General features: G+C 58.3%; 16 protein-coding genes. 9 read left to right on the top strand and 7 right to left on the bottom strand.

The window, feature by feature from the left end; genetic code table 11:
- The first annotated feature begins 395 nt into the window (after nt 1–395).
- The 6 genes from POM99_RS03305 to POM99_RS03280 all read left to right on the top strand — a co-directional run bounded on the left by POM99_RS03305 (nt 396) and on the right by POM99_RS03280 (nt 9,145).
- Complete coding sequence (locus POM99_RS03305; RefSeq protein WP_277275372.1) at nt 396–1,529, top strand: phosphotransferase family protein; 1,134 nt, start codon at nt 396–398, stop codon at nt 1,527–1,529.
- Between the two features lie 233 nt (nt 1,530–1,762).
- A complete protein-coding gene (locus POM99_RS03300) occupies nt 1,763–3,532 on the top strand; it encodes an N-acyl-D-amino-acid deacylase family protein (protein ID WP_277275371.1) in 1,770 nt (589 codons plus the stop codon).
- Nucleotides 3,533–3,814: 282 nt separating this feature from the next.
- Nucleotides 3,815–4,825 (top strand): DUF7064 domain-containing protein, encoded by a 1,011-nt coding sequence (locus POM99_RS03295; RefSeq protein ID WP_277275370.1) that lies wholly within the window; start codon nt 3,815–3,817, stop codon nt 4,823–4,825.
- Nucleotides 4,826–4,936: 111 nt separating this feature from the next.
- Nucleotides 4,937–7,033, top strand: coding sequence for a TonB-dependent receptor (locus POM99_RS03290; protein ID WP_277275369.1), 2,097 nt, complete (start codon nt 4,937–4,939; stop codon nt 7,031–7,033).
- 176 nt (nt 7,034–7,209) lie between these two features.
- On the top strand, nt 7,210–8,229 hold the full coding sequence (locus tag POM99_RS03285) for a DUF7064 domain-containing protein (protein ID WP_277275368.1): 1,020 nt from the start codon (nt 7,210–7,212) through the stop codon (nt 8,227–8,229).
- Between the two features lie 145 nt (nt 8,230–8,374).
- Complete coding sequence (locus POM99_RS03280) at nt 8,375–9,145, top strand: SDR family NAD(P)-dependent oxidoreductase (protein ID WP_277275367.1); 771 nt, start codon at nt 8,375–8,377, stop codon at nt 9,143–9,145.
- A 579-nt stretch (nt 9,146–9,724) separates the two neighbouring features.
- Here the strand turns inward: POM99_RS03280 and POM99_RS03275 are convergent.
- The 4 genes from POM99_RS03275 to POM99_RS03260 all read right to left on the bottom strand — a co-directional run bounded on the left by POM99_RS03275 (nt 9,725) and on the right by POM99_RS03260 (nt 13,700).
- Complete coding sequence (locus tag POM99_RS03275) at nt 9,725–11,203, bottom strand: aldehyde dehydrogenase family protein (RefSeq protein WP_277275366.1); 1,479 nt, start codon at nt 11,201–11,203, stop codon at nt 9,725–9,727.
- Nucleotides 11,204–11,278: 75 nt separating this feature from the next.
- Nucleotides 11,279–12,064, bottom strand: coding sequence for an SDR family NAD(P)-dependent oxidoreductase (locus POM99_RS03270; protein WP_277275365.1), 786 nt, complete (start codon nt 12,062–12,064; stop codon nt 11,279–11,281).
- Nucleotides 12,065–12,074: 10 nt separating this feature from the next.
- Nucleotides 12,075–12,863, bottom strand: a complete 789-nt coding sequence (locus POM99_RS03265; protein ID WP_277275364.1) for an enoyl-CoA hydratase-related protein — start codon at nt 12,861–12,863, stop codon at nt 12,075–12,077.
- Nucleotides 12,864–12,887: 24 nt separating this feature from the next.
- Nucleotides 12,888–13,700, bottom strand: coding sequence for a crotonase/enoyl-CoA hydratase family protein (locus tag POM99_RS03260; RefSeq protein WP_277275363.1), 813 nt, complete (start codon nt 13,698–13,700; stop codon nt 12,888–12,890).
- Nucleotides 13,701–13,886: 186 nt separating this feature from the next.
- On the opposite strand from POM99_RS03260, the gene POM99_RS03255 reads away from it, so the two are divergent.
- The 3 genes from POM99_RS03255 to POM99_RS03245 all read left to right on the top strand — a co-directional run bounded on the left by POM99_RS03255 (nt 13,887) and on the right by POM99_RS03245 (nt 17,312).
- On the top strand, nt 13,887–14,831 hold the full coding sequence (locus POM99_RS03255; RefSeq protein WP_277275362.1) for an enoyl-CoA hydratase/isomerase family protein: 945 nt from the start codon (nt 13,887–13,889) through the stop codon (nt 14,829–14,831).
- A gap of 133 nt (nt 14,832–14,964) precedes the next feature.
- Entirely contained in the window at nt 14,965–16,413 is a 1,449-nt protein-coding gene (locus tag POM99_RS03250) for a coniferyl aldehyde dehydrogenase (protein WP_277275361.1), read from the top strand.
- Nucleotides 16,414–16,469: 56 nt separating this feature from the next.
- A complete protein-coding gene (locus tag POM99_RS03245; protein WP_277275360.1) occupies nt 16,470–17,312 on the top strand; it encodes a tyrosine-protein phosphatase in 843 nt (280 codons plus the stop codon).
- A gap of 30 nt (nt 17,313–17,342) precedes the next feature.
- Here the strand turns inward: POM99_RS03245 and POM99_RS03240 are convergent, their stop codons facing one another.
- The 3 genes from POM99_RS03240 to POM99_RS03230 all read right to left on the bottom strand — a co-directional run bounded on the left by POM99_RS03240 (nt 17,343) and on the right by POM99_RS03230 (nt 22,357).
- Nucleotides 17,343–19,655 (bottom strand): CaiB/BaiF CoA-transferase family protein, encoded by a 2,313-nt coding sequence (locus tag POM99_RS03240; protein WP_277275359.1) that lies wholly within the window; start codon nt 19,653–19,655, stop codon nt 17,343–17,345.
- Between the two features lie 106 nt (nt 19,656–19,761).
- Complete coding sequence (locus POM99_RS03235; RefSeq protein WP_277275358.1) at nt 19,762–20,904, bottom strand: acyl-CoA dehydrogenase family protein; 1,143 nt, start codon at nt 20,902–20,904, stop codon at nt 19,762–19,764.
- Nucleotides 20,905–21,730: 826 nt separating this feature from the next.
- Entirely contained in the window at nt 21,731–22,357 is a 627-nt protein-coding gene (locus POM99_RS03230) for a TetR family transcriptional regulator (RefSeq protein WP_277275357.1), read from the bottom strand.
- Nucleotides 22,358–22,424: the final 67 nt, after the last annotated feature.

Here is a 22,424-nt window from a genome sequence, read left to right as displayed (position 1 = left end):
CCACCGGTTGTCTGGTCCGCTCTCCGGTCGGGGCTGCGCCCCTCCCTACGATCAGACCAGACAACCGATCCTACCGGCCATCATAGTCGCCGCTCAACCGGCCATCGTAGTTGTCGCCGCGCAAGCATCAAAGCCCGTCGGCGCGATTGCTGAACACCGATCACCACCTGTGCGCCTCGCTTGCGCGTCAGTCACCAGGCAATGCCAAGGGCACCTTCCCTTCCACTGGGGCGAATCTGGACCCGCATGCTTGATCATGCTCGAACCCTGCATGCAAAATGGGTGTTGCTCAATCATTTAATTATTGCGCGAACCCTCTCGGCTTGCCATCTCTCCAAGCCATGCCTGCCGCCGTCGCGACGTGCCGATCGCGGTCAAATCTAAAGGAGAGGAAGATGTCAGTTTCTTCGAAGGATTTTTCCGAAGCCACGCAAGGCATGATGACCCGGACGGCCGGACGGGACGTTGAGCCAGAGCAGCTTGTCGCATTCATCGAAGCTCAGCCCGACTTTCATGGCAAGGTTTTCGAAATCGAAATGGATCGCACCCCGCGCAAGGCCGGTGCCTCCAGCGGGACGCAGCTGTTCGACATAACGGTCGAACTAAACGGCAAGCGAGACCTGCACCGCCTTGTTTTCCGCTATGACACAGGAGCGACCTTCTTCAGTCAATATGACATGGCTGCCCAGTATGAGGTTATGTCGGCCCTGTTCAAATTGGGCTACCCGGTCCCGGAAACCATGTGGCTCGACCGCGACGGGCGAATCTACGGCACCGCGGGAATGATCATGGCGCGGATCGAGGCAACGCCCCCCCATGTGCTGCCGTTCGAGGAAGGGCCGATCATGGACTTGGCGCCCGACGAGCGCAGCAAGCTGGTGTTCAACATCGTCCGAACGCTTGCCCGCCTGCACAATCTCCCATTGAACAGCTTGCACATCCCGACACTCCATACACGCGGCGGGGGCAGGAATCCGCTGGAAGGCGAAATCCTATGGGGTAAAAAAGAGATCGATATTGCCCTGGATCAGGCCCAGCTCAAGCCTGACCGGCTGTCGCAGTACGTCTCTTATCGCCAGCGACTTGACGAAGTGGCCAATTTGCTCCTGGCCAATGCCCCCGTCGGTCGCCCATTGGAGTTAGTCCATGCGGACCCGGGCTTCGTGAACTACATGTTTCGCGGATCGGAAATCGCCGCTGTGCTCGATTGGGAAGTTGCGCAGTTGGGGTATGGCGAGAGCGATATTGCCTATGTGCTTAGCCAGATCGACTTCTACCATATGGGCCGCGCGGTCACCGAGGGTGTCCCTAGTCACGACGATATCAAGCATGTTTATGCCCAAGAACGCGGTTGCCTGCGCAACTGGGAATTCTGCGCACTGTTCAGCGCGTGGCGCATGGCAAATTACACCATGTTGATAACTTCCCGCTTCTCCGACGACCAGAGCGAACTGGAAAACGCTTACTTCGACAGCGGGCGGGAACGATTGGAAGAAGCGTTCGGCACCTGGCGGAAAAGCGGACGCTGAGGACCTTCCCCACGGCGAAAGCACCGGCCCGCATGTCTGTGCCGAAGGCGACAAGGCTTACTCGAGCGACAGGCGGCCCCGCCTCTTTGGTCACTTGGCTGCGATCGTCGGAAGCCTCACGCCATCAAAATTTAGTTGTACGCATAGTTTAATCATTGACTCTCGGATCGCAATTATGCGTAATAGGTGCAGGCGGTCGGCGCGCGACAGATCGCATCTTACCGGAGAGTGACATGGCTGAATTCGACCTAATCATCACGGGCGGGACCATCATCGATGGCACGCGTTTTCCGCGCTACGTCGGCGATGTTGCAGTTCGCGACGGCAAGATTGCTGAGATCGGGGGCAAGATTGACGCAAAGCGCGGCGCGCGGACCATTGACGCCACCGGACGCATCGTTGCGCCTGGCGTGATCGATCCGCACACCCATTATGATGCTCAGATATTCTGGGACCCCTATTGTGCGGACTCAAGTTGGCACGGCAATACCACCTTCGTCGTCGGGAATTGCGGATTCGGCTTCATGCCGTGTCGGCCTGAGGATCGTGAGCGGTATATGCTCATGATGGAAAATACCGAGCAGGTACCACTGGCGGCCATGAAGCAGGCCCTGCCTTGGACTTGGGAAAGTTTCCCCGAATGGATGGCAACACTGCGCAGTCTGGCCAAGGGTGTCAACATCGCGGCCTACATGCCCCTGAATTCACTGATGATCTATGTCATGGGGATCGAAGCAGCCAAGTCGCGCGGAGCCACTCACGAAGAGAGGCTTGAGATGCGCCGGCTGCTCAACGAGGCTATGGACGCTGGCGCCATCGGTTTTGGCTTCTCGTTTCTGAATGACCAGAACAGCCACAAGGACATCGACGGATCGCCCATGCCGTCGGACAGCATGCGGATTGAGGATGCCTATTATCTCGCCGAAGTGCTTCGGGAGCGTGGCGAAGGCGTAATCCAGTGCCTGTGCGAATTGCCGCCGGGCAGGGTATCAAACCGGTTTGCCGTTGAGGAAATGGCACGGATCTCGGGACGTCCGGTCCTGCTCAACATCATTACCGCGCTCGACGGCATGCCGGACTATCATCGCAGCCTGCTCGACTGGCTCGACGAAATGGAGACAAAGGGCCTGAACGTCTATGGGCAGGCGTTTGTGAACCGTTCGTGGAATCAGTTGCGCGCCATCGAATATGACGTTTGGCAAGGTACCAGCCCCTCGTTTCTTGAGTTCAACCTGGCACGGACAGCGGAAGGGAAAGCAGCAATCGCGGCTGATCCGGCGTTTGTCGCGCGTGCTGTCGAGGAATATGATCCGGCCATGTGGTCTGGCGCGGGCGGCCCGATTGAGACGTTCAAGCTGGTAGATGCGCAGGGCGCCGTCGGATATTCGAAGTATAATGGTAAGCTCTTGGGCGAGATTGCGGCGGCTGAAGGCAAGCACGCGATCGAGGTCTTCTTCGCCATTATCGCTGAGTCCGGCTGCTACGCAGATTTTCGTACAACGCTCGCCACCAGTGAAGATCCTGACAAGGCTTGCGAGATACTGCAGCACAAGCGGGTGGTTTCGGGAACGTCAGACGGCGGTGCCCACGTCAAGTTCCACTGCGGCGGACAATACGCCACCGACAACATCATGTGGCTGGCTCGAGATGAAAAGCGTATCTCGCTCGAAGACTTGCACTATAGCCTTAGCTACCTCCCCGCCCGCCTTTACAGCTTTGCCAATCGCGGCGCCTTGTTGGAAGGCTATGCGGCGGATCTTTACATCTATGACTTTGCAACGATCGGTTACGATCGCGAACAATACGTTACCGCCAACATCCTTCCGGAAGGCGATTGGCGTCGGGTTTGCCCTGCACAAGGCATCGAGTGGGTGATCGTCAATGGCGAGCCGATCCTTCACAACGGCGAGATTACAGGCGCGACGCCGGGTGCAATGTTGGGCGTTCGCGGGGCACAGTTTGATCGAGACTGCCTTGCCGACTTGCGCATAGCCGCAGAATAAGAATGGGAACGAAACTGGATGGCGGACCAACAGGAACAACCCGCCATCCAGCGCTCCTTCGGAATTAAAGACTGAACAAGAGATGCTCCACCTGGTCGGAGCATGGTGGCGCCGGGAATCAAACATCTGCGCGCAATTGCGCCCAGCATGAACGATCCCTCCCTCACGACCTGCCACCACTTGCAGTATCTCAATTAATCATTTAATCATCTGCAATAGACTGCATGCAGATTTGGGGCGCATTGGCTTAGCGGGCTGGATCCGCCGGAGTGGAGCGAGAGGATGAGCTACGAACATTCTTGGGATTGCCCTCATCAACCCGATGCCTTCGACAACTGGCAGGAAAGCGATTGCTATTGGTTTTTCGATTCCAAGGCGCGTGTTGGGGGTTATCAGCGCATCGGCCAATTCCCCAATAGGGGCACAGGCCAGGTTCTGGCATTCGCTTTTGCCGAAGGAGGCTTGCGTTTCCGACATTCGCACGAGGATGTGGCGGCCAATTGTGCGCGCGATGCAAATTCCCAGCGCGTAGGCAACCATTGGGCGCGAGCTTTGGGCAATGGCGTCATGTCATTTGGCTGGACAGAGGACGGTTGCTCAGCTGACCTAACCTTCAGCGAACCATTCTACGAACCGCGCAGCTGGATGAAGCATGAAGCAGATGAGGCCGGTGCGGCCGAAGTCTCGCGGAGCATGAACACGGGTGGCCACCTCGAAGTTGCAGGCAGGATCAGGGGGCACATCGTTATCGGTGGCGAAACCCATGAGATCGATGCCTTGGCGCACCGTGACCGCTCGTGGGGGCGGCGTGACTACAAGCTTGCCCATCAACATCGCATGGTTACGGGGACCATCGGCCCAGAACTGTCCTGGGCCACTTACATCATGCACCTTGCCAATGGCATGGTCGCCAAGGCCGGCTTTGTCGCGCGACATGGCGTTACCACCGACATCGATGACATTCGTGTCCTCACCGAACTCGATTGGGATGGGCTGACGGTCTCACGGCTGCGCACGCAACTATTGCTGCGCGACGGTAGTGAGATCGAAGTCAGCGGCCCATCGATCGAAGGCACCACCTTTGAGACCGAGGACTGGTTGCTGTCATCGCACCACATTGTCAGCGTCGGCTCCACGGGCTTCACCGTGCTCGACATCACGAATCGACCACAAAAGGGCGATTTCATGCCCAGCGCGTCGGATGTGTCAAAGGTGTGTCGGACCGCCGGCCTCTCACCATCCGGCGACTATACCGCCTTTCAAAGGGGCATCAACAGTTCAGGGGCACACTGAACCTAACCCTAGAAGATCACCAATCAATATACCTGACGAGTGATTTGGTCAAAATTGGCCTATATTTAGACTTTAATCCGTCAAATTCAAAAATCTTAGGGGAGGAATGTTATGAAAATTCTCTGTTCAAGTGTGATATCTATGTCCGTGATGCTGGCAACGCAAGCAAGCGCTCAAACGGCAACCAATAGCGCGGGAACCTCAGACGAAATCATAGTGACGGCGCAGAAGCGGTCACAGAACATCCAAGACGTTCCCATTTCCATAACTGCGATTCAGGCCGAGGCACTGTCCGAGCGAGACATTCAATCGCTCTCGGACCTTACCACGTCTTTGCCTGGCATCAAATTCGCAGAGTTTTCAGGCTCGGGCAACATCGCGATTCGCGGTATCGGCACCACCATTGTTTCAGGCACTGGTGAGGGTTCCGTAGCAGTGCATGTGGACGGCGTGTATCTGGCGCAAACCCAAGCACTTACAATGATTCAGAGCGACATCGGCCGTGTTGAAGTGCTGCGCGGCCCCCAGAGCACTCTATATGGCCGCAACTCCACCGGCGGCGTGATCAACTTCATTTCTGCCATGCCGACAAGCACCCTGGAAGGCGAGGTTGGCCTCCTTTACGGAAACTACGACCGCAAGCAGGCTCAAGGATACATTAGCGGCGCTCTTTCGGACAAGGTTCGCATCCGTGTAAGCGGTCAGTATCAGGATCGCGAGGGCTGGACGCGTAATACGATTACGGGTCAGAAGTTGGAAGGTCTGGAATCCTATGGGGGCCGCATCGCAATCGATGCCGATCTCACCGAAGGCTGGAACGTCCAATTGCGGGCATCCCACTCGGTCGAGAATTTCGGTGGCCCGGTCTATGATAGCTATGACCCCAACTTTCCTGTGCTACCCGCACCCCTCAGTGAGTATGATCCGCGCAAGGTCGCGTCGAATGTGATCTATGACAGCACCAAGAAGCTTTCGGTCGTGTCGCTGCGCAATCAGTGGGATCTGGGGTCAGCAAACCTCGTTTCGACGACTGGTGTGACCGATTACAGCGCCGCCGGTGTGTTTGATGGTATCGGTAGTGCGATTTCTGTGCCGCTGGATCGCAAACAGACAAATAGAGCAATCAGTCAGGAGCTGAATCTGTCTGGAAAGACGGATGCGCTTGACTGGATAATCGGCCTCTATTTCTATACCGAGAAGATCGCTCAGGATTCCAAGACTGGTTTGGCGAGCTTGGGGCTTCCTGACAACAGCCTCCTGCAGAGCGCGCGCAAGACGAGCTACTCGGCCTTTACCGATCTGACCTACCATGTTTCCGACCAGGTCCGGATTTACGGCGGCGCTCGCGTATTGCGCGAAAAGCTGCGTCAGAATCTTCAGGTTCAATCCGGGGCCGCCCTCTCCTGTTCTGGCGCCAATGAGCAGAACTACAGGGATACGGCGGTAACCGGCAGGGTTGGCGCGCAATATGACGTTTCCAGCGATGTAATGGTCTATGGTCAGTATTCGCGCGGTTACAAGCCTGGCGGATTCTCGTCCTCCAAATGTGATAACCTGTACGTTAACGAAACGATCGATGCAGTCGAGGGAGGGGTCAAATCAGCCCTGCCCAGGAACCTCGGTACGTTGAATGCGGCAGTATTCTATTACAAATACAAGAATCTTCAGCTTGAACAGGCAAGCGTTGCCGGCATTCCTTATGTCAATGCACCACGCGCGCACGTATTCGGCGCGGAGATGCAGGCGCTCGTTTCTGTTTCACCAACGACCAAGATCGATGTCTCTGCCACGTACCTTGATGCAAAGTACGATGAGTTCCTCAACCAAGATCCACTTCTCGGTGTTGCAGCGGGCGTGTCTCTTCGCGGCGTCGCACTCAACAACGCCCCCAAGTTCTCCACGACAGTTGGACTGGAGCAGAAGATACGGCTAACTTCAGACACGGGATTGAAGCTGCGCGGAGAGTTTATCTATTCGAGCAAGTATAATATTCGCGAGTTCAACAAGCCGTACACGATCCAAGACGGATACGTGATGCTGAATGCGTTTGCGACTTTCGATTTTGCCGATCGTCGCTACTCATTGAACTTCTTTGGCAAGAATCTCACGAACAGAACTTTGTTGGCAGGGGCGCTTGGCTTTGGTGGGGCGCTTGGCTCATTCCAGCCGCCGCGCACCTATGGGACCGAATTCACCGTAAGGTTCTGACGCAATCGGGGGATCAGGGCGGGCCCGCCCTGATCCCCTCACTGATTCGTGAGCTGGCATCGGCTAGGCTGGGATTGGCTTGTATTTCTTTTTGCTGCCCGTGGGTACGGGGTAGCCAGAATACCCGCCCATGGCGGTTCGCATTCGAACCGATCAAATTGCATAACGAGGCGTTGATGACAGCATTGACGGATCAGGACGAATTTCCCCACCAGACACCATCTCCTGTGCCCGAGCGCTGGCAGGAGAATTTCTTTGTCGTGGCTTGGGACAAGGCAAAGCGAACCGGTTTCCTCATCCACTGCAAGCGCTGGCCGGCAACCGGACAACTGGTCTCACGCATCGCCGCATGCGCCCAGGGCAAAGTCGTTTCGCGCAAGGTTACCCAGTCCATTCCGGAAGGGCGCTTCATCGTTGACGGTCTCGAACTTGTGCCCGTCACTCCTTATAAGGAGCTAAGCCTAAAGGGCAGTTTTAGTGGCGTCGAAGGATTTGGTCCGCTCGGATTCATTGCATGGCAGGAGGGCGGCGAGACCGATGTCAAGGTCGACCTCAGTTTCACCAGTGATCTGCCGCCGGTCAATTTTGCGGAGGCCTTCGACAAACTTGTCCAGAGTGGCACGGCAAATTCAACCAACGGCAACAAGCCAGCATTTGAGCATACTCAAGTGCATTACGAGCAAGGTGGCAAATGTCACGGCTCGTTGACTATCGGGGGCGAGCAGTATGGAATCCAGGGGCTGTTCGTGCGCGACCACACGTGGGGTATCAGGGATGAGTCCGGTATGTCTGCTGCAGGGCACGGCTTCTGGACCGCTTCTGTCAGTGATGACGCGGATCTGTTTTTCAATGCAACTGGCATGGTTCTCAATGGCGTGACACATGGCGTAGGTGTGGTCGCTGATAGAACCGGCTGCTATTCGACGACTGATGTCGAGGTAGACTTCCTGCCAGCAGGCGGCCTAGAGGCGTTTGAGCGGACCCGTATCCGGATCGGCGGAAAACAGCCCCTAGAAGTTGCCGGGACGACGCTCATCCATCTAATCAAATACTTACCAGGATCGGGCCCCGGCCGATTCGACGACAATGCGATTTCAACCTTCGATTGTGATGGCATCAGCGGCTTTGGAGTCCACGAGTTCGCCGGTACCCTGGCCCCAGAGCAGCGGGCCGTGTTTGAAGCTCTCGAAGAGTAGGCGCTGATAGCCGCTGTCTGGATAGGGGATGCGGGCGGGATTAGACCTGATCCTGGCCTTGGCCCTGGCCCGGATTTGACCATCGCAACCTGGCGAGTTCTGCGTTCCATCACTGGTGTTGCCGTGAAACGGTGAGGAAATGGCTTTGACCGATCTGTTCAGTCTTACCGGGCGCAGTGCACTGGTTACCGGGGGAGGCAGCGGAATTGGCTGCATGATCGCGCGGGGACTACTGATGGCAGGCGCGAGAGTCATCGTTACAGCGAGGACAACTGAAAAGGTCGAGATGGCAGCGTCCGAACTGCGACAGTTCGGTGATTGCATCCCCGTCACTGCAGAACTTGGCAGCGTCACGGGGCGCGAATCCCTCGCAGACGACGTCCTGCGGCTGGCTCCGGACCTGTCGATCCTGGTAAACAATGCGGGCACCACGGAATATGCAGCATTCTCGGACTATACGCCCGAGCAATGGCACCGCGTGTTCGAGGTTAACACTGCGGCTCCATTCTTCATGTCTCAGTTGCTGATGCCTCTGCTGTGCGCCAGTGCCAGCGCCGTACGCCCATCGCAGATCATCAACATCAGTTCATCCGCCGGGATCGTGCCCCATGTGGGCACCATTGCCGCATATGGACCAAGCAAGGCCGCGCTCCAGCACATCACCCGCTCGATGGGACGCGATTTTGCGCCAATGCACGTCCATGTTAATGCAATCGCACCGGGCCCTTTCCTCTCTGGGTTGACGGAGCCGCTCCTAACCGATCCTTCTGCGATTGAGGCATTCGTCGCGAACGTTCCAGCCGGGCGGATTGGCGATGCGGACGATATGGCCGCGCTTGCGGTTGCGATCGCCTGCAGCCGCTACATGGTCGGTCAGGTCATCAGCCTTGACGGGGGACAGGCGCTGGAGGCTTAGGGCGGTTGCATGGGTCGCCACGGCCCTCCTCAAGTCAACTGGCCACGCACTTCGTCAAGCTTCAACCTTTTGATGGGTCGAGCCAGGATCAAAGCATTCCCATGCGTATCGGCCTGATATGTCAACGCCTTGTCTCTGCCTGAAAACTCGCAGTCTCCCGACACCCGCGAGGCGATGATGTTGCGATGGATCTGGCTTGGCCCGACATAGCTCCGCGTCACCGGCAAGCGCATCAACATCCACTAAACAGGGCGCGGTGTGCTGCTGGCGCATAGCACGCGATCGGACCAATTTCGCCTTCAAGAACCAAGGCGAAACGCGCGATTTCCTGAAACATTGACTCCGCAACAAGTTTGCAGACCAATTTCCGTGCCTTCGCATTCTTATCGCGCGACACAGCCGAAATTCGAGTGCGCCGATCATCCCTTCCGACGCCAGTTGGGAAGTCAATGGATTTGCTGGAAATGAGTGCTCGCCACCGACATAAGCTCGATCACCTCGCAACCGAGCTTATGCTGGATCGGCGCGATAGGGCGATCAACTTCCCGCACCATCGGCTATGTGACGTCGCGAGCTGCACTAAGCGGGCTGCGGCTGCCTTGCCACCGTGATCGTCTGCGGCGCAGTGAACTCGAGGAGCCCCTCGACCCCGTTCTCCACGCCGAGCCCGGACTGCTTGCGACCAGCAAACGGCGTCCAGGGCATGATGTACATCGTATGGTTGATCCACACGGTTCCTGTCTCGATCCGGCGAGCAATCTGCTTGGCCAGTTCGATGTCTTTCGTCCAGACCGAACCAGCCAATCCATACTCGCTGGCGTTCACCCTGGCGATAACCTCGTCAACATCCTTGAACTTGAGCAAGGGCAGGACAGGTCCAAAAGCCTCTTCCTGCACTACGCGGCTGCTCTCCGGCGGGTTGTCCACGATGGAAATCGGAATGAAATAGCCCTTGCCCTCGACCAGATCTCCGCCGGCGATGAAATTCAGGCCGTTCTTCTTGGCGTCGGCGATCAGGTCCTTGACGCGCTCGAACTGTGGTCGATTCTGGATCGGACCAAAATTCGATCCTTGATCCAGCCCGTTGCCGACCACCGCATGCCGCGCGCGCATCGCCAACGCCTCCGCCACCCTGTCGTAGACGTCCTCGTGAATATACATTCTTTTGGTAGCGATGCAGATCTGGCCGCTATTTCCGAATGCCGCGAAGAACAGCTGATCAGCGATCTCGTCGACATTGACGTCAGGCAGAACGATCGCTGCATCATTGCCGCCCAATTCCAAGGTGACGCGTTTGAGGCCAGCGGATGCAGCTTCCATCACCTTCTTGCCGGTGGCGGTTGAGCCGGTAAAGCTGATCTTGTCGACATCTGGATGAGCAGTCAGCCACGGGCCCAAACGATCGCCGCCCGAGACGACATTGAACACGCCCGCCGGAAGATGCTCGCGCATCAGCTCGGCCAACTTCAGCATCGTCAGTGGGGTGAAGGGCGATGGCTTGAGAACTAGGGTATTGCCCGTAAGCAGCGCGGGCGCGATCTTCCACAAGGCGAGATTGAACGGAAAGTTCCACGGCACTATCCCGGCGACAACGCCCAACGGCGTGTGATGCGTTTCGGAATACCTGGTCTGGGAATCTTCCGTCACCGTCACCGGGATTTCCATCTTGGCCATTTCGGCTGCCCAATAGGCGCCAAAATCAATCTCCATCCGCGCACCGGCCAGTGGACGCCCCTGCTCCAGCGTGAAGAGTCGGGCGAAGTCGTCGGCGTGAGCCGCGATAACCTCGGCAAACTTGACGAGTGCGCGACGCCTCTCCGAAATGGGCGTGTCCCGCCAACCCGGAAACGCCTTGCGCGCCGCAGCGACGCTGGCATCAAGTTGCTCGCGTGTGCAATCGGGCACACTGGCCACAACCTCCTCGGTCGCAGGGTTCAAAACATCAAGGGTTGTTGGTGACGCCGCCGCCTTGCCATCGATCGTCATCGAAAAATCATCGAAAAATCTTGCCACAATGCCCTCGCCGCGCCGATGCCTTATCGCACCATTCAGTTTCATTCCGTTATCATTAATTGAATAATGAGACACGCACAACAGTCTTCGATCGTTACGAGACGCAGCCAGTTTCCGGATCTATAGCGATTGCCCATCGTCAACGGTGAACGCTGCGCCAGTTACAAAGCGGCTCGCGTCGGAACAAAGGTATAGCAGGAGGCCATCCAGGGCATCCTCGTCCATAAGTCGACGACGCGGCCAACCGAGACGCTGCTTCTCGCCACCGGGCGTTGCGAACCAGTCGGAGTTGATGTCAGTCAGGATGTAGCCTGGCAGGATCATATTGATATTGATACCCTTATTGGCCCAATCGCGTGACAGTACACGACCCAACTGCAGCGCCGCCGCCTTGGATGCGCTGTAGGGTGCGGTGCCGGGCGAGATCGACTGAGCGGTGATGGAAGAGATGATTACCATCCGGCCGTTCTGCATGTCTTTCGATCCGGCAGCGATCAGGCGACGAGCACCCTCGCGCAGGGTCAGGAAAAGGCCACGCACGTTGACTGAATGGATCGCATCCAGCATGTCTGCTTCAATATCCACCGCCAGCGCCTCGATGTTGACACCCGCATTGCCAATTACGGTGTCGACCGTGCCGAATGCAGCCTCGGCGGCGTCGTAGGCAGCTTTTGTCGACTCCTCGTCGGCCACGTCCATGGCAACCGCGACTGCCCGACCGCCGTCAGCGCGAATCCGCTCGGCCAACTGATCGATCAGGGTCGTGCGACGTGCGGCGAGCACGACCCTTGCCCCGCTCGTGGCGAGTATCTTGCTGAAACGCGCCCCCAAACCCGAAGACGCCCCTGTCACCAACACGGTGCGGTCCGACAGATCGAAAGAGAAACCACTCATGATCGTACTCACTCAATGCGCTTCATGCGCCAGTAAACCGGGCGGCGCGCTTTTCCATGAACGCCGCAGCGCCCTCCTGATGATCACGGGTAAGGCCAGCCTCGCGCTGAAGCCTCCGTTCAGTCGCCATGGCCTCAGTGAAGGTGGCGTCGGCGGCAGCCCATGCCGCTTCCCGGATCATGCCCAAGGACCGGGTCGGCCCCCGGGCCAATGCCGTGGCAAGCGCCAGGGCCGTATTCTCAAGATCGTCCTCCGCTGTCAGACGATTGATCAGTCCCCATTCCAGCGCCTTGGCGGCAGGCAACCGCTCTCCCAGCAACATCAACTCCAACGCCCGGGTGCGGCTGAGGCCGCGCATCAATAGCCAGGTCGAGCCGCCGTCGGGTACCAGTCCAATCCGCGCGAAAGCCTGAAGAAAGTAAGCGCTCTCGCTTGCTACGACCAAATCCCCGACCAACGCGAACGAACATCCCACCCCCGCTGCTGCACCACGCACTGCGGTGATTAGCGGGATTGCCAGGCTGCTCAGCTTTAGCATCAGGGGATTGATCGCGGTTTCCAAAACAGCCCCCGCATCGGGCAGGCCGTCTTCCCCCACCGCCCCCAAATCTCCGCTGAGGTTAGCACCAGCGCAGAAGGCTCGCCCCTCACCGGCCAGCATCAGGGCTCGCGCGGTTCGCTCCGCATCACCGACGGCATGATCGATCTCTTCAATCATGCGCATGTCGACCGCGTTCAGGACCTGGGGCGCGTTCAGGCGAATGATCGCAACATCATCCGCGCGCTCATAGATGATACGGCTGTAGTCCATGTCACAAAGGCCTTTTTCTATTGTTCATGCGAAGTCGCCAGCCGCGGGATCGACAAATTGCGCCACCCTTCCCTCCTGCGCCGCCCGCACAGCCTCAATCTGATTGGGCCGTGAAACCAGAGCGCGTTGCTCGTCCGCCTCAGCAGACAGAATGCGCTGGGTCAGCGCAGGATCATCGATTAAGAGCAATCGCTTGGCCGCACGGATCGCGTCGGGGCTGTTGCCTGCGATGGATTTTGCCAGATCAACCGCTGCAGAGCCCGGATCTTCACTGACCCGCGTAGCAAGTCCCAAAGCGAGCGCTTCTTGGCCATCGAACTGGCGTCCTGAATAAATCAGATCAGCCGCCACGTCAGGCCGGATCAAATCACGCAGGAGCAAAATTCCACCCATGTCGGGCACCAAGCCCCATCTGACCTCCATGATTGACAATCGGGCGGCCGGATGGACAACGCGAATGTCTGCACCCAAGGCAAGCTGCAAGCCGCCACCAAAGGCAACACCGTGGATTGCCGCGATGACCGGAACCGGCATTTGCCGCCATTGCAGAACCACCTGCTGGGCCATGTTGGCAAATCCATGCTTTCGTTCGATGAACGAAAGGTCAGCGCCTCTTTGGGCCATGGCTTCGAATTGGCTGAGATCGAGTCCGGCGCAGAATGCACGCCCCTCCCCCGAAAGCACGATGGCTCGCACGTCGGCTCGCGCCCGCAACTGGGTGCCTGCAGCCAGCAACGAGTCGAACATTGCACCATCCAGTGCGTTCATCTTGTCGCTGCGTACAAGGCGAACTTCGGCGACATGGTCTGCGACCGATACACGAATGCGATCATTCATGCTGCTTTATCCTCCGTTGTCACCCGGTCAGATCGTCACGACAATCCTGCCGCTCCCCTCACACGCGGCATGCATGGCAAATGCCGCCCCATCCACCCAAAGCGGCGGCTAGAGCGGGCCAGCCATATTCAATAATCGGTTAATACGCGCCAAACCCGCGATGTCAACGCGGCCAAGGGAGTTGACATGACAGAGGTTCTGGGGGCAACGCTGAATTCAGGCAGGGAGTATGGTCGCCATATTTCTATGATTAATTACTTCCTGGGCCACAAGGCCGAAATGGCACAGGAAGGTGCGATGGAGCAGGCTATGAGCACTGAGCAAACAGGCTTCGGATCACTCGAAACCATCCAACTCGAATGGCACGAAGCGATCCTTATCGTGACGCTCAATCGTCCCGCCGCCCTGAACACGCTGACCGAAACCATGATCCTTGAGCTGACGCGATTGTTCGAGGCGCTGCACCAGCGCACCGACGTTCGCGTCGTGATTCTTCGCGCGGCGGGCAGGGCGTTTTGCGCCGGCGCAGAACTGAGCGACTGGACCTTCACCGGCACCGGGGGCAAGGTGCATCGCGGCCTGGCGATCCAGCGGAGCATCGCCCGGATCATGCAACTCATGCGCTCGTGCCCTCAACCCATCATTGCCTTGGGACAAGGTGCGGCGTGTGGCGGCGGCTTTTCCTTGCTGCTGTCAAGCGACGTGCGCCTTGCAGCGCCCAGCCTCAAGATGAATGCAGCTTATATCCGCATCGGCCTTAGCGGCTGTGACATGGGTTCCAGCTATTTGCTACCCCGGCTGGTCGGTTCATCTATTGCCTCTGAACTGCTGCTGACCGGGCGCTTCATACACGCAGATCGTGCCCTTGCGATTGGCTTGGTCAGCGCCGTGGTCGAGGAAGCCGAGTTGCTCAATGCTGGTCTTTCGCTGGCTCAAGAAATGCTCAGCACCAATCCACTTGGCCTGCGCCTGACCAAGGATGGCCTGAACTGGGCGATTGATGCGCCCAGCATGGGTGCCGCCATGGCCATGGAAGATCGACAACAGATCCTGATTTCGCAAACGGACGATGCCGCCGAGGCGGTTGATGCATTCTTCGCCAAGCGGCCACCGAATTATCGCGACGCCTGACCGGTCTGGCTGCCGTGATCAGCCCCCCCCCCCCGAGGCGAAATGCGCGTCCGGCAAGATCACCAATTGTGAACGCGGGAAAGCCAAGGCTCATTTTCATAGTTGGGCGGGCAGGATGGAAGAGGACCCTACCATGGATCAGTTGCCAGCAGACCAAGCTACGGCCCAGAGTTTGAAGAGCCTGCTTGCCCTGCAGCGTGTCGCACAGTTGCGGGATGGCACCCCTTCGGCTGCACTGCGAGAAGACCGGCTGGACCGGTGCATCGCCCTGCTGCAAGAGAACCGTGACCGGATCGAAACAACGATCTCGGCCGATTTCGGCAACCGCTCCGTCCATGCGACTGGTATAACCGACGTCATGAGCCCGATCGGTGCGCTGCGAGACGCGCGCAAACATCTGCGCAAATGGATGCGGACCGAACGTCGGACTGTCGAACCAAGACTGCTCGGCCTGTTCGGCGCGCGATGCGAAATCCGTCAGCAGCCAAAAGGAATCATCGGCATCATCGCGCCGTGGAATTTTCCGGTTGGGCTCGTCTTCTCGCCCCTTGCCGGCGTCTTGGCGGCTGGCAACCGCGCGATCATCAAGCCGTCCGAGTTTACGCCGCGAACCTCCGACTTGTTGCAGGAACTGATCGCGTCACGCTTTTCCCCCGATGAGATCGCGGTTGTGTCGGGTGGGGCAGAAGTGGGGGCTGCATTTGCCGCACTGCCTTTCGATCATCTCGTCTTCACCGGTGCAGGATCAATCGCCAAGCATGTAATGCGCGCGGCAGCGGACAATCTTGTTCCGCTAACCCTCGAACTGGGCGGTAAAAGTCCGGTGGTGATCGGCAAAGGTGTCAACCTAGAGACTGCCGCAGCTCGAGTTATGGCTGGCAAGACGCTGAATGCCGGGCAAATCTGCCTGGCACCTGACCATGTTTTCGTCCCGGCCGGCCAGATCGACCAGTTCGTCTCTGTCGTCACTGCCGCCACGACGGCAATGTTTCCATCGCTGAAGGACAATCCGGACTACACCGCCATCATCAGCGATCGGCACTTCGACCGTATCCGTGGCTATGTTGAAGATGCGCGGGCCAAAGGCGCCATTATCGTCGAGATCAATCCCGCGCATGAAGACTTCGCCCAGCAGCCCCATCGACGTATCCCGCCAACACTCATCCTTGGCGCGACACCAGACATGGCAGTGATGCAGGACGAAATCTTTGGCCCGTTACTGCCAGTGATCGGCTATGATAACCTCGACGCAGTGATCGCCCAGATCAATGGTGGTGACCGGCCTCTAGCGCTTTACTATTTCGGCGCGGACCGAGATGAACGTGAACGCCTGCTCAAGGAAACGACGTCGGGTGGGGTTACCGTCAACGACGTCATTATGCATTGTGCTCAGGAGAATCTTCCCTTCGGTGGCATCGGACCGTCAGGCATGGGTGTCTATCACGGAGTGGATGGCTTTCGCGAGTTCAGCCATCGCAAATCAGTCTATACCCAACTTGGCAATGATCTTGGCCCCATGAAGACCTTTCGCCCTCCCTATGGAGAGAAAATCAGGCGTTTCGTCAGCAAAGCCATCGGATAGCGCTGCTTCTTCGCATGCTGTCCCCTCATTGAGAAAAAGAGCACATGGATACTTGGATGGTAAAGAACGAGGGGGGCGGCACCCAGCGTAACCGGTATCTCGGGTCCAATAGTCGCATCATGCTGGCGGGCGGGCAGAACTTTCGCGAAATCGGCGGCTTTCGGACAACGGACGGACGGCGACTTAAGCGCGGACGGCTCTGGCGTTCCGCCAAGCTCGACGAATTGACGAACCAGGATGTGGACGCCATCTTCACGCTGGGCATCCGCACCATTGCAGACCTCCGCCGTGCTTCAGAGCGCAGCTCAAGCCCGACGCACGAGGCACTTTTGGCCCGCACCCGTGTTATGACCTGGGATGTTCAAGTGCCCGACCAGGAAGTGCTGATGGCGGAACTGTGTCGGCACGACTGCTCCATTGAAGACCATTTCGCAACCATGATTAACCTCTATCGAAGAATCCCCGAACAGCATTCCACTCAGTTGACCGATATCTATGCTGCTATTGCCGATGGAGAGACGCCGATATTGATCCACTGCTCGGCTGGCAAGGATCGCACGGGCATTGCGGTGGCCCTTCTCCTAGACGCCCTCGGCATCGATCAAAGCGACATCATGGCCGATTATGAGGAAACCGAAAGGTTGCTGGACTGGGCGCGGCTGGCAAAGACCGCAGTAGCAGGCGCGGGCGTGTCGGGCGGCTGGATCGAACGCCTGACGCCTGCTGCGCTGGAAGTACTGAAGCGTTCGGATCAGCGCTATCTCGAGGCCGCGCTCAGAGAAGTCGAGGAGAAATACGGATCTACCGCAGCATTCATGCGCGAGCGGCTGGGTCTGTCACAGACTTCGCTTGAACAGATCCGGGCCCATCTGCTGGAATCCGATGCTGCCGATGGGTGACGGGCGATGGATGCAGGCTCCTACCGATACTTAAGCCTGAACCGGCGTGGGCGGCTTGACTTCCTCAATTGCGCCGGATGCGAGTAAAGTCTCGATCTCCGATTCTGGCAGGTTCAAGCGCTCACGCAGCACGGCACTGGTGTGCTCGGCAAAAAGCGGTGCAGGGAGGTCAGGCGGCGATGGCAGGCGCTCCGCCCGCACCGGATCAGCTTCCATTGTCAGCACCTCGGAAATGTGCGGATGGCGGGACTGCCGGAAGAAGCCGCGTTGGGTGTAATAGTCGAACGCCGGCAGCTCAGAAACTCGCAACATAGCCGCCGCCGGAACGCATGCAGCCTGCAGCACCTCCATGCATTCCCGTGGCGATCGCTCGCCAATCCAGACGGCCAGATCCTGTCCACCTGTTACGGCAGCCACCCTGGCCTCGTCTGCGGCATCGCGGATCGACACGACGCACCATTCGTCATCGCCCGCCGCTGCGTAGACTGCGGACCGACCAGGTTTCGACGAAACACGGTGGCCGGCGTGCTCCAGCGCCTCAGTTGCGACCATGGGTGCCATCTGACCCAACATGACCTCGGCCTGGCTGACGCTGACTTCGCCACCGCCCCCCGTCTTCAAACGCCGGATCAACAGCGAAATCACGCCAATCGCGCCGATCCGCGCAGCAACATGATCGGGATAGACCGTCATTGCGTCGGCAAAGCTCTCTGGCTCACCGGGGTAGCGCCACTGCATGGTCAGACCGGCCGAGGCACGGACGAGCGGGCCATATCCCATGCGCTGCGCCCAAGGACCGGTTGGGCCGAATGCAGAACTGTCGACGACAATGATCGCAGGATTGATTGCCCGCAGGGTTGCATAATCGAGCCCAAGTGACTGGAGCGTGCCCCCCTTGAAGTTCGACAGAACAACGTCAGTTTCGCGAATGAGCTGATAGATTACATCCTTGCCGCGCGGATCGCGCAGGTTGATCCCGATGCTGCGACGATTCCGATGGCCAGTGGCGAAAGTGGGGCTGATCGGACCGGTTGAGCGGCTCTGGCGACTGCCGTCCGGAAAGGAAGAACTTTCAACCTTGATGACATCGGCCCCCTGGTCGGCGAGTAACCGCCCCGTTTCCGCGCCAACTACAATTACCCCGAAATCAAGGACTTTCAGACCCGAAAACAGCCGGTCGCCCAAGGCAGGCGCTTGCACCATCTGTGGACGATCACGCCATGCAATATCCGATTGCGGCAAGGCAGGCGGCGGGCCGGCGATACCCATGCGCCTGCGGTCGATTTCCATCACCCCATCTGGGAACAGCGCGGACACACCATCGGCCAAGCGTACCGGCAGGAACGATCTGCGAGCGACAATTTGCTCTGATTTCAGCGCATCCGAAAGGCTCAGCACGGCGGCGGCGGGCACGCCATACTCTGCCGCCTCAGCAAGCGCCTGAGAAAGGCTGCGTCCCGCAAAATGAGCAGCCATTGCCGACATCAAGGTGGGTGACGCGAAGCGCACCTGCATCTTGTTGAACTCCGGGCTGGCGAAGGCTTCCGGCCTGCCCATCCATTCAAACATATTCTGCCATTGCCGTGGCGCCAGGACGCAGAGCCGGATGAAGCCATCAGTGCAAGGATAGATGGGGTACATGAAGCTGACGTCGGGCCGGCCGCGCGGCAGCTTGCTCGCGAGCACCCCGCCAGCCGCGCTCCCGCCAATGCCATAGCCTGGGTCGAGAGCCTGTGTGGCGCCATCCAGAATCGAAAAGTCCAGACAATCGCCATAACCGGTGCGCAGCCTGTTCCAGTATGCGAGAAGTGCCACATATACGGCCTGCACCACCGCTACCGCTATCGCCAGTTCGCCGGGCGGCAACAGTGGCTGGCGATTTGGCGCGCCCGATCGTGACAGTTCGCCGGACAGAGCATGAAAAACCGCATCGCTTCCGATCCAGTTCGCGAATTGGCCGGTGTCCCCAAAGTCGGACACAGTCAGAATCACCAATGCCGGATTTTCGGCGCGCAGGGCCCCGTGATCGACTCCGCCGCGAGGAGTCACGACGATGTCGGCATCCCGGGCCAGCCGCGCGATTTGATCGGGCGTGGCCGAGCGTTTACCGAGGTTGGCCGCGACGAAATCGACGCTGACGCCCGCCACGATTCGCCCAGCTCGGCGATCGGGCCCGCCTGCTGCCGGCTCGATCCGGACCACGTCAGCGCCGAGCTCAGCAAAATGGCGGGCGATCCCCGCCATCGCATCGGGCATCAAATCGATAACGCGCAGACCACAAAGCGGCTTTCCGTCCTTGGCCTGATAAGTTTCGTCAACCAGTGGCAGTTCGTCGTGCTTCATCGTCAATCCTACGAGGCCCTGGGCCAAGCCATTCACCCTGTTCGACCAGTACAATCTTGGCCACCCGCCGCAGTATCGAGCCGGGGCAGGTAGCGCCATTCCGGTCTCAGATGGAGCGGCTGACTACTTCCTTCATGATCTCGTTGGTTCCGCCGAAGATCCGCGTTACGCGCGCGTCGCGCCACAAGCGCGCAATCGGATATTCGTTCATATATCCTGCGCCGCCATGGAGTTGCAGGGCAGCGTCACATACCCGACCTTGCATTTCAGTATGCCACTGTTTGGCCGCAGAAGCTTCTGCCGTCGTCAATTCGCCCGCGACATGTCGCCGAATGGCCCAGTCGAGATGAGCCCAGCCAACCTGGAGCTGGCTCTTCAAGTCGGCGAGCGTAAACTTTGTATTCTGAAACTCAAATACCGTTTGGCCAAAGGCCTTGCGTTCCTTCGTGAACTTCACTGCCTCGTCAAAAGCGCGTTGAGCCGAAGCCTGCGCCGACACCGCAATCGAAAGACGCTCTTGGGGAAGCTTGCTCATCAGATAGGCGAAGCCCCTACCTTCTTCGCCGAGTAGGTTGGTCGCCGGAACGCGAACGTCTTCAAAGAACAGTTCAGACGTGTCGGCGCTATGCTGCCCGACCTTGTCGAGATTGCGGCCACGCTTGAACCCGACGGTCGCTGCGTCCACCAGAATCAGCGAGATGCCCTTCCCGCCCAGAGTCGGATCGGTCTTGGCGACGACAATCACGGTATCGGCCAGTTGTCCGTTGGTGATGTAGGTTTTTGACCCGTTGATTACGTATTCATTGCCGTCCTTCCGCGCGGTCGTCTTGATCGCTTGCAGATCCGATCCCGTGCCCGGCTCGGTCATGGCAATCGCTGTGATGCATTCGCCGCTTACCATGCGCGGTAGATAGTGGCGCTTTTGCGCGTCGCTGCCATAGTTCTCGAAATATCCGACCGTGATGTCGCTCTGCAACGTTATGCCAGCCGACGATCCAACGTAGGCCAGTTCCTCGGCCACGACGCAGTTGAACCCGAAATCGAGGCCAAGTCCGCCAAATTCTTCAGGTACCGTAGGGCACAACATACCCGCCTCACCGCACGCTCGCCAGAACGCACGATCGACGAGGCCTTCTTCCTCAAACCGGTCGAGGTGCGGCACCAATGCAGTGTCGAACACTTGCCTGACCGTGTCGCGGAACAGGTCGTGATCCTGATTATAAGCGGTTCGGGCTGAGATATCGAGCATTGCTAGCCTTTCGGGATGCGCGGACCGCGCCAGTCGCGCGGATGAATCCAGTTGCCGGGTCGATCCGACTCACCTTCCTAAACATGAACAGTGTACACCACGCAAGCGCTTTGCGTCGTTTCCATAATCGATTAATCACTTCTGACGGATGCATCGCGGTGGTCGCGAAAATGCCTCGCCCTGCTTGGCTCACTCGCTGCGATCTGATGATCAAGTCAACGCGCGTCAGGAAGAGAAATCCAATGCGAGGAACTGAGTGACCCATCGCCTTCCTGATGCCGCTCACCTTCCAGATCGACTGCCGACAGGACTCCAACGACTGACAGTATCCCGCTCCGCAGAACCAGCAGGTGCTGGCTGACGGCCTTCGAAACCGGACCTGTGCCATCGGATCACGCCAGGAGATCAGCGTTGGGATTGTTCCCCATCATCGCCCCCGCCCTCGGCAGCAAGATCGAAGGCGCCCAGCAAGCCAGATGCTACTCACTGCGGGATATCAGCGTGGGGCCCGTGATCATCGCCGAGAGACTCCAGCAAGGCCTCATCGCGATCAGCCGAAGGCCAATATCATTAGAGACTCGATCGTCCTTGTGGAAACCCATCGACGCGTCCGAACAAATCCCTGATCGACCCTGTGGTCGACGCACTGGAGTTCTCCCGCGACCGTTACAACTGGTGTGCGATTTGCACCGCCAGCGGCACAAGAAGCGCTATCTACCTGGAACGGGTCGAAGATTTCTTTGATGGAACGCTGTCTAAAGGACCGATGTCAGTGTGCATTCGCCGGTCCGGCCAACTCCCAATGACCTCGGGCGTCAAATCCGGCTCAGGATTTGTGCACCAGCAGGCCATTGAGAATGAGGTCCAGCAAAGTACGCGTGTACTCGCGACGCAAATCCTCGTCGATCCGATCTACGTCGAAGGCATGCTTGAGCACATGCTGCCCGAAAAACAGCTGATCGCAGGCACCCACGACTATCAGGTGAAACATCATTGGATTGATGGGCACAAGCACGCCGGCGGCCACGCCCTCTTCCAGCAGCCTGCGATGCGCCTCGGCCAATGGACGCGAAACGTGCTTCGCCACATAGGCTCCCGTTTCCGGCTTGGCCATCATCAGGTGAATAAGCCGGTTCACAAACGGATAGCGCAGATAGGTTGCCGTGATGCCGTTGATGTGGATCTTCAGCTTTTCAAGGACTGAAATATCCATTTCCAGCAAGCCCTGAAGCTGAGCAATCCCGGTCGACAGGACATGCTCGGTCAGCGCAAGCAACAAGCCGTCTTTGCTCCCAAAATAATACTTCACCAGAGCAGAGTTAAGCTGCGCCTTCTGCGCTATATCACTGAGCGAGACCTCGAGCGAACCGCGTTCGGTCATCAGCTCGCCGGCAGCCCGCAAGAAGAGATTTCTTGAAGATTCCTTATCTTCACGCGCGGGAAGAACGGCCACTAATCAATGCTCCAATGAAAATTCAATGCGCAGTCGATATGCCTTGAGCGAGGCTTCTTTGCAAGGG

This window comes from Novosphingobium cyanobacteriorum, from assembly GCF_029436685.1.
GTDB lineage: Bacteria > Pseudomonadota > Alphaproteobacteria > Sphingomonadales > Sphingomonadaceae > Novosphingobium > Novosphingobium cyanobacteriorum.
The sequence above is the reverse complement of the archived record's forward strand: the minus strand, read 5'-3'. Positions and strand labels throughout refer to the sequence as shown.